Here is a 6,043-nt window from a genome sequence, read left to right on the forward strand (position 1 = left end):
GCAGTACGGGAGAGATCACCCATCCGCTCCCGCAGATCTCTTATACCAAACAACTCCATGGTCTCAATACCTGTCTGATCATAATTGTGTACACATAAGATAGCGCAAGCATTATATAAAACCCGGGGGAGGTGACCTTATTTTCCTCACTATCACCCAGTGCGAGGGTGTCGCAAAAAGGTGAGAACGAGGGACAACCTCACGCTGCCTGAGCGTGCCGGAGTTTCACGCTGGCTGTTTCGTTTGTTTTTTTGAGGGAGGGGGGAACATAACATTCACCAGTACTGTCTGAAAAAAACACTCATGTAAACAGGTAACAAACCAAATGCTCTCATTAACACAACCCAATCCAATAGATCATAATTCATGGCCCATATCATCAGAACACCAACACCAAAAGACCAGTAAAATAAATGGTATACGTGTCGGTTGGATAGAACCGGAACAACAATATCTTGGCCTTATGAACCCAGTTGAAGTGAAATACTGGAGTGAAAATGATCAGAGCTACTATCAAACCAAAATGGAGTTATCACCTCAAGGTAGATTACAGTTTCAAAATCAGAACCTAACTAAAGACCAAGCCTTGATTAAAGATTATCAGAGCTACTGTCAATCCAAAATGGAGTCATCAACTCAAGATAGATTACAGTTTCAAAATCAGAACCCACCTAAAACAGAGAACAAGGTAAAGAGGCATTTTTTATGTAATATTTGTCACAAAACGATCAAAACCAGAACAAGTATTAAATAACACCGTTAATCGGCATTTTAGCAACCATCATAGGGACCACCCTGCTCCACATGATGAACATAGGACTCCATTTAAGCCCCCCGGTACGACGAGATACCGAAATAAGCTTCTCTCAGCCACTGGCAGCCCATAGATCATTACCATAAAATGGCTCCAGCAATCAGGGGAGAGCGGGTTTATGGAGTCACTCAAGGCGCAATTCAGTCAACAATTAACGGCTTCCGGGTCGCCAGACATTGTTCAGCGTGTTGTCAGTGCCCATTGGCAGCAATTTATCGACAACAACCCATCATTTGACGACAATAATCCCCCCCGAAAAATCGTAGCTGAACTTATCCATTGCTGGGCTGGCAGCGATTTTGCTGCACAGCAGTGCATTCATCATCCAGAGTGGCTGGCCAGTCTTCTGGAAAACCATGACCGCCTGCCCGACGATGCTCAAACCCATGTCGAACGCCTTCAGAAAACGCTTGATTCCATAACCTGCGAAGAAGAATTGATTAAATCGCTCAGGCTTTATCGCAACCGTGAAATGCTCCGTATTATCTGGCTTGACCTGAATCGCCGGGTCAGCATGCAGCAAACCACGGCCGATATGTCCGCCCTTGCTGATGCCTGTATCGATAGCGCTCTCAACTGGCTGTATCAGGACAGCTGCCAGACTATGGGCACACCCTATGGCACCGACATTCCCGAAGAAGAACCGGTACCTCAGAAAATGGTGGTACTTGGCATGGGAAAACTGGGCGCCAGAGACCTGAACCTCTCTTCCGATATTGACCTGATGTTCACTTTTCCCTGCCAGGGAGCAACACGGAGTAGCAAAAAGGTACTGACCAATCAGGAATTTTTTATCCGCCTCGGACAACGTCTGATCAAGGTTCTCGACTGCCAGAGCGCCGATGGTTTTGTTTTCCGGGTTGATATGCGACTAAGACCGTACGGTTCCAGTGGCGCCCTGGTGATGAGTTTTGCCGCCATGGAACAGTATTATCAGGATCAGGGTCGTGACTGGGAACGCTACGCCATGCTGAAAGCCCGGGTGGTCGCCGGGGACATTGGCTCTGGCCAGCAACTCCTGAGCCAGCTGCGCCCCTTTGTTTATCGTCGCTATATTGATTTTGGCTCCATCAGTGCATTGCGGGAGATGAAGCACCTGATCCAGCGGGAAGTAAAACGCAAGGGAATGGAGAGCAATATCAAACTGGGCCCCGGCGGCATTCGGGAGATTGAGTTCATCATTCAGTCTTTCCAGCTGATCCATGGTGGACGTGACCGCAGCCTTCAGGAAAGAAACCTGCTGCGTGTTCTTTCCACCCTGTTAGCTAACCATTATTTTTCGCCAGGAGAAGCCAGCGAGCTGGAAGACGCCTATATCTATCTGCGCAATCTTGAACATGCCATTCAGGCCATTGCTGACCGGCAGACTCAGGATCTGCCCAAAGGACCAAAGACACAGGCAAGAGTCGCGTTTAGTATGGGGCATCAGGACTGGGCTGAACTGTTAAATACCCTGAACCAGCATCGCCGCCAGGTAACCACCCATTTCGATGCCGTGGTTGCTGACCCGGAAGGCCCAAAGCCACAAGAGTCCCATAGTGACCAGTGGGAAGCCCTCTGGCTTGGTCAGTTAAGTGAGGAGGAAGAGCAGCAGCTTATAGGTCAGGAAGGCTTTACGGACATTACCGCCTCCTGGAAACGCCTGACCTCCCTGAGAGATGGAAAAGCCATTACCCGCGTTCGAAGACAGAGCCGCGATCGGCTGGATAAGTTTATACCTCTGCTCCTGAGAGTTGCCGCCCAATCCTCAGAGCCTGATACCTTTTTACTACGCATACTGCCACTGATCGAAGCGGTTCTGCGCCGAACCGCTTACCTGGTCTTGCTGATTGAGAATCCGGCGGCTTTAGAACATCTCGGAAAGTTGTGCATTGCCAGCCCATGGATTGCCGGGAAAATTGCCCGATTCCCTGCCCTGCTGGATGAGTTCCTCAACCTTGGTGATCTCTACAACCCGCCGAAAAAAGAAGCACTGGCCAATGAACTGCGACAGCAGCTGGCCCATATTCCGGAAGATGATCTGGAAAACCAGATGGAAGTACTGCGTCACTTTAAAATGGCCCACGTCCTGCGGGTAACGGCAGCCCAGGTATCCGGCACGCTTCCTCTGATGAAAGAGAGCGACTACCTGACCTGGATCGCCGAGGTCATTCTTGAGGCCGTACAGGCCATCGCATGGCGAAACCTGATAGAAAAACACGGGAGGCCTCAGGATGTCGACGGTAATCTGTGTGACTCGGGATTCATCATCGTGGGTTATGGCAAACTCGGTGGTATCGAGCTGGGCCCGGGCTCAGACCTCGACCTGGTATTCATTCATAACGGTGGCACCAACAAAGAGACCAATGGGCCCAGAGCCATTGACAGCACAACGTTCTACACCCGGCTTGGACAGAGAATCATCCATATTCTGACGACACAGACCCCTTCCGGCATTCTTTACGATACGGATATGAGGTTGCGCCCGTCTGGCTCAAAAGGGTTACTGGTGAATTCCTTTTCCCACTTTGAGAAGTACCAGCAAGGCGAGGCCTGGACCTGGGAGCACCAGGCGCTGGTACGAGCCAGGGTTATTACTGGTGATCAGGGACTTGCCCGAAAGTTCGTCGACTTGAGATCAGCGATTCTCGCTCAGCACAGAGACATTGAAAAGTTGCGTGACGATGTGGTTGCCATGCGCCAGAAAATGCGGGAACACCTGGGCAGAAAATCATCTTCATCAAAAGCCGGAAATCTGTTCCACCTGAAACACGACCATGGTGGTATTGTCGACATTGAGTTCCTGATGCAGTTTGCTGTTCTCAGGTACTCATGCCAGTACCCATCTCTGCTGAAGTGGACTGACAATGTTCGAATATCTGAAGAACTGGAAACGGTTGGTCTGCTCAGTCCCGAAGATGCCTATCAACTTCGGGAAGCTTACAAAACGTTCCGGCTCAGTATTCATCAAAAAGCATTACAAAATGAGGCGCCTCTGGTAGCAGAGAACATTGCTTTTGATTTACGCCGGAAGGTGATCGATATCTGGAAAAACTGCATGGTCAACGATGTATAATTCAAAGCGCAGACAGTGCTTTGCAGTATTGCCACCCTCTGGGAGGGTCACAAAAGGGAGACAAGCGGTCTCGACGCAGGCCCGTTCACCCGGGGTGTAATTAAAAGTGTTACACAGCTGCATTGTGTACATGGATTGTACACAATCCACCCGACTGGGAAAGCCAGCCTTCAAGCTACATTTGCAAAACCCGCCTTCGCGGGGCGGGGGATGGCGATTGTATATTTTGAATGGCTTATCATTAGTGGAAAGTGAACGGTTTGTACGCAGGTTCATCTACAATAATTTTTATAATCATTTTATCATTCTTTACATAAGTAGGATCCTGTAAAATTTGTTGCCTAACAAACTGAGGACATCCACTGGCAATATTCATATTTTTTGTTGGTTTACTGAAGCTTCTTGATCTAGCGTCTGGTGTGAAGCTGTCGACTAAAGTTTGTGTACCCGCCTGCTGATCCACTAGTTCCATAGTAATTCTTCGAACAAAAGGCCACTCCTGCCGCTCATCATAATCGCCTTTCATGACCACAAAAAACAAACTAACATGGGAGCCTTTGCCCTGACCATCCCCATTGAGATATATTCTCGCACACATCTTGTAACCACATTGGGAGGTATAGAATGGCTCGCTGTAGAGCGATACTATCCTCTCACGTTCGGCATCTATTTTTTTCTGTTGTACTCCATCTATTTCCCATTGCAGGACACCATTATAACTTGGTGTTCGTGGATTGTTCCCTGCCCGCAGATGTGGCGCAATAGTGCAACCGTTCTGTAGTTTATTTATCGAATCCCTGTGAGTATTCTGAACAGTCATCAAATCTTTCACATCCTCCTTTAGCCCACATATCTCAGCGCTCTGTGATGCTCTCTCTGCACGATCTTCGTTGAGGTCCATTTGCAACTTCTGATCAGCTATAACACGCTGTTCCTCTCTCGTATTATTCGTTGTCACGAGTAACTGTATCTGACTTTTCAACTCATGATTTTGCAGAACCAGTTGTTGCAACTCAGCGTTGTCGTTGTGACCTTTCGAGCCTGCTTTCAACGCTAAGTCTGCCTCCAGACCGGCCTTTACTCTCGTTAACCTGGCTTTAAGTAATTCTATTTCGGCCCTGAGCATGACGATATCTTCGTTCTTGTTCTCTTTCGCCGCTATCACATCCGGATTGTTAATACATGCATCTTCATTATGCCTCGCAAGCCCGGCCAAGGCCACGCTGGTACCACAACGGTAGCCGCAGTATCCAAATAACTCTGAGTATTTCTTGCTGCCAGGATAATCAACCGTATATTTTATTTTTTCTTCAGATGAGGACGATAAATAGCATGTCACACCCATTCGTTCGCCTTGCTCATTTTGCCTTAATATAAGAGTCTCACTACTGCTATTTACAGTCGCTACCTTTCGGGGACAGTTAGCCTCCCAATTTTTTTTTGATCCGTATGCTTCTGCAATATGCGGATCTTCCGGATCAGATTTTACACAATACAGCGCCTGAATATGCTCTTCCTTGATATCTTTGTTGAAATAAATTCCATGTCCCCCGCAATCCTCGTAATACCTGAAATTATCATGATTTACAGGCACCCCATGTAACCCGTGTAAATTACCCGAATTCGAAGCCATTCCAGCCGTCATTGAACCACCTCTTCTGCATGTTAAAAATAAACGCTTAAAGTACTAGGACAACCGATCACTCCATTAGTTCAGTGAGCAATGGATATTCTCCTCCGTCAGGCAGTCAGGCGCTTTTTCCCGCTCATTTCCAGACAGTGGGAGGGCGGTCAAACATTTTTAGACAGCCTTGTCTGCGGCCATTATCCCTTTGGCATCACAGTCAATTTATGATCCAATACCCCTTTTCCAGCACGCAGTAACACGTATAACAAATTAAAAGTGGAGTTACCCCAATGTCTTTCGCCGACCGTGATGGCGTTATCTGGTTTGATGGAGAACTGACTCCCTGGCGTGAAGCAAAGACGAACGTACTAACTCATACATTACACTATGGCATGGGAGTTTTTGAAGGAATCAGAGCCTATAACACGCCAAAAGGGCCTGCTATTTTTCGCCTGAAAGAACACACGGACCGACTGTTCCGCAGTGCCCATATCCTGAGGATGGAAATTCCCTACAGCAAGGAAGAACTGAACGGAGCGCAGAAGCT

4 protein-coding genes are annotated in these 6,043 nt (G+C 48.0%); 3 read left to right on the plus strand and 1 reads right to left on the minus strand.

What is annotated here, in order from left to right; genetic code table 11:
• Positions 1 to 325 precede the first annotated feature (325 nt).
• The gene (locus tag RM811_RS04980; RefSeq protein WP_402521391.1) at positions 326 to 754 is read left to right on the plus strand and encodes a hypothetical protein; all 429 of its coding nucleotides are present in this window, start codon (positions 326 to 328) and stop codon (positions 752 to 754) included.
• Positions 755 to 932: 178 nt separating this feature from the next.
• Positions 933 to 3,869, plus strand: coding sequence for a bifunctional [glutamate--ammonia ligase]-adenylyl-L-tyrosine phosphorylase/[glutamate--ammonia-ligase] adenylyltransferase (glnE, locus tag RM811_RS04985; protein WP_402521393.1), 2,937 nt, complete (start codon positions 933 to 935; stop codon positions 3,867 to 3,869).
• Between the two features lie 241 nt (positions 3,870 to 4,110).
• On the opposite strand, the gene RM811_RS04990 is transcribed toward glnE, so the two are convergent.
• On the minus strand, positions 4,111 to 5,514 hold the full coding sequence (locus RM811_RS04990; protein ID WP_402521395.1) for a hypothetical protein: 1,404 nt from the start codon (positions 5,512 to 5,514) through the stop codon (positions 4,111 to 4,113).
• A 272-nt stretch (positions 5,515 to 5,786) separates the two neighbouring features.
• On the opposite strand from RM811_RS04990, the gene RM811_RS04995 reads away from it, so the two are divergent.
• The coding region (locus RM811_RS04995) for an aminotransferase class IV (protein WP_402521396.1) at positions 5,787 to 6,043 on the plus strand (257 nt) is incomplete at its 3' end.

The sequence above is a fragment of the Endozoicomonas sp. genome (assembly GCF_031844845.1).
Taxonomy (GTDB): Bacteria; Pseudomonadota; Gammaproteobacteria; order Pseudomonadales; family Endozoicomonadaceae; genus Endozoicomonas.